The sequence below is a fragment of the Merdimmobilis hominis genome (assembly GCF_900104615.1).
GTDB lineage: Bacteria > Bacillota > Clostridia > Oscillospirales > Ruminococcaceae > Merdimmobilis > Merdimmobilis hominis.
Map to the genome: position 1 here is coordinate 1 of NZ_LT629937.1, position 2425 is coordinate 2425.

A 2425-nucleotide genomic window follows, 5' to 3' on the forward strand; every position below is an offset into this window, starting at 1 on the left:
GCTGGCTCTTCTTTTCACATACGCGACTTTCACGCTCTTCGGTGTGCCGTCCCATGCACTTCTGTTAAGATTTGCCATACATATTGCAGTCCGTAACCCCAAGGGTATTTCTACCCTTGGTTTGGCCTCTTCCGCGTTCGCTCGCCACTACTAGCGGAATCTCGGTTGATGTCTTTTCCTCGCCCTACTTAGATGTTTCAGTTCAGGCGGTTCCCCTCATACACCTATGGATTCAGTGTATGATACATGGGAATTACCCCATGTGGATTGCTCCATTCAGAGATCTGCGGATCAAAGCTTACTTGCAGCTCCCCGCAGCTTATCGCAGCTTGTCACGTCTTTCATCGGCTCTCAGTGCCAAGGCATTCGCCCTGCGCCCTTATTAGCTTGACCTTTATGCTTCGAATCTTTTGGTTCTGTTGTTTCCTCTGGCAATTGTAGTTTTGTTACCCAAATAAGAAAAATATTTGAATACTTCACTTTTACCTGATTTACAGATGTTTCATTGTTCAATTTTCAATGTACAGATTGCTTTTCTCAAGGAAAAGCTGGTGGGCTAAAGTGGACTCGAACCACCGACCTCACGATTATCAGTCGTGTGCTCTAACCAGCTGAGCTATTAGCCCATGTTTGGTCAGACTCGGTTATTCCCTCGTCTCCCGCAGCCTTTTTTCAAGGCTTTGGTGGAGATGAGGAGGATCGAACTCCTGACCCCCTGCGTGCAAGGCAGGTGCTCTCCCAGCTGAGCTACACCCCCATATTGGCAGGAGCCTCGGAAATCTTCCGCTTCTCACCCTTTGAGAACTCAAAACGAGCCCTCAAAATCGAACAACATTTAACTTTGATAATCCTTGCTGACCAGAGTAGATTCAACCGAATCTAAACTCCTTAGAAAGGAGGTGATCCAGCCGCACCTTCCGATACGGCTACCTTGTTACGACTTCACCCCAGTCATCAATCCCACCTTCGGCAGCGCCCTCTTTGCGGTTAGGCTACTGACTTCGGGTGTTACCGACTCCCATGGTGTGACGGGCGGTGTGTACAAGGCCCGGGAACGTATTCACCGCGGCATGCTGATCCGCGATTACTAGCAATTCCGACTTCATGCAGGCGAGTTGCAGCCTGCAATCCGAACTGAGACGACTTTTAGGGGTTTGCTCCACCTCGCGGTCTTGCTTCCCTCTGTTGATCGCCATTGTATTACGTGTGTAGCCCAGGTCATAAGGGGCATGATGATTTGACGTCATCCCCACCTTCCTCCGTTTTGTCAACGGCAGTCTCATTAGAGTGCTCAACTGAATGTAGCAACTAATAATAAGGGTTGCGCTCGTTGCGGGACTTAACCCAACATCTCACGACACGAGCTGACGACAACCATGCACCACCTGTCTTTGTGTCCCGAAGGAAAGCTCTATCTCTAGAGCCGTCACTCGATGTCAAGACCTGGTAAGGTTCTTCGCGTTGCTTCGAATTAAACCACATAATCCACTGCTTGTGCGGGCCCCCGTCAATTCCTTTGAGTTTCAACCTTGCGGTCGTACTCCCCAGGTGGATTACTTATTGTGTTAACTCCGGCACGGAAGGGGTCAGTCCCCCCACACCTAGTAATCATCGTTTACGGCGTGGACTACCAGGGTATCTAATCCTGTTTGCTCCCCACGCTTTCGAGCCTCAGCGTCAGTAAAAGCCCAGCAGGCCGCCTTCGCCACTGGTGTTCCTCCTAATATCTACGCATTTCACCGCTACACTAGGAATTCCGCCTGCCTCTACTTCACTCAAGAGCCCCAGTTTCGAACGCAGCTACCAGTTGAGCCGGTAGATTTAACATTCGACTTGAGACCCCGCCTACGCTCCCTTTACACCCAGTAATTCCGGACAACGCTCGCTCCCTACGTATTACCGCGGCTGCTGGCACGTAGTTAGCCGGAGCTTCCTCCTTGGGTACCGTCATTATCGTCCCCAAAGACAGAGGTTTACAATCCGAAGACCGTCTTCCCTCACGCGGCGTCGCTGCATCAGAGTTTCCTCCATTGTGCAATATCCCCCACTGCTGCCTCCCGTAGGAGTCTGGGCCGTGTCTCAGTCCCAATGTGGCCGATCAACCTCTCAGTCCGGCTACCGATCGTCGCCTTGGTGGGCCGTTACCCCGCCAACTAGCTAATCGGACGCGAGCCCATCTTTCAGCGGATTGCTCCTTTGATACCAGAATCATGCGGTCCCGGTATGTTATGCGGTATTAGCGTTCGTTTCCAAACGTTATCCCCCTCTGAAAGGCAGGTTGCTCACGTGTTACTCACCCGTCCGCCACTAGCTCTGGGGAGCAAGCTCCCCTCGGCTCGTTCGACTTGCATGTGTTAGGCGCGCCGCCAGCGTTCGTCCTGAGCCAGGATCAAACTCTTAGATAAATGGTATTAAAAACCCTTCC

General features: G+C 51.6%; 2 tRNA genes and 2 rRNA genes. All 4 read right to left on the reverse strand.

Annotated elements, in window-relative coordinates:
- Positions 1 to 393, reverse strand: a 23S ribosomal RNA gene (locus BQ5353_RS13135); the annotation flags it as partial.
- 156 nt (positions 394 to 549) lie between these two features.
- A tRNA-Ile gene (locus tag BQ5353_RS00005) sits at positions 550 to 626 on the reverse strand.
- Positions 627 to 681: 55 nt separating this feature from the next.
- Positions 682 to 757 (reverse strand) — tRNA-Ala (locus BQ5353_RS00010).
- Between the two features lie 135 nt (positions 758 to 892).
- Positions 893 to 2405 (reverse strand): 16S ribosomal RNA (locus BQ5353_RS00015).
- Positions 2406 to 2425: the final 20 nt, after the last annotated feature.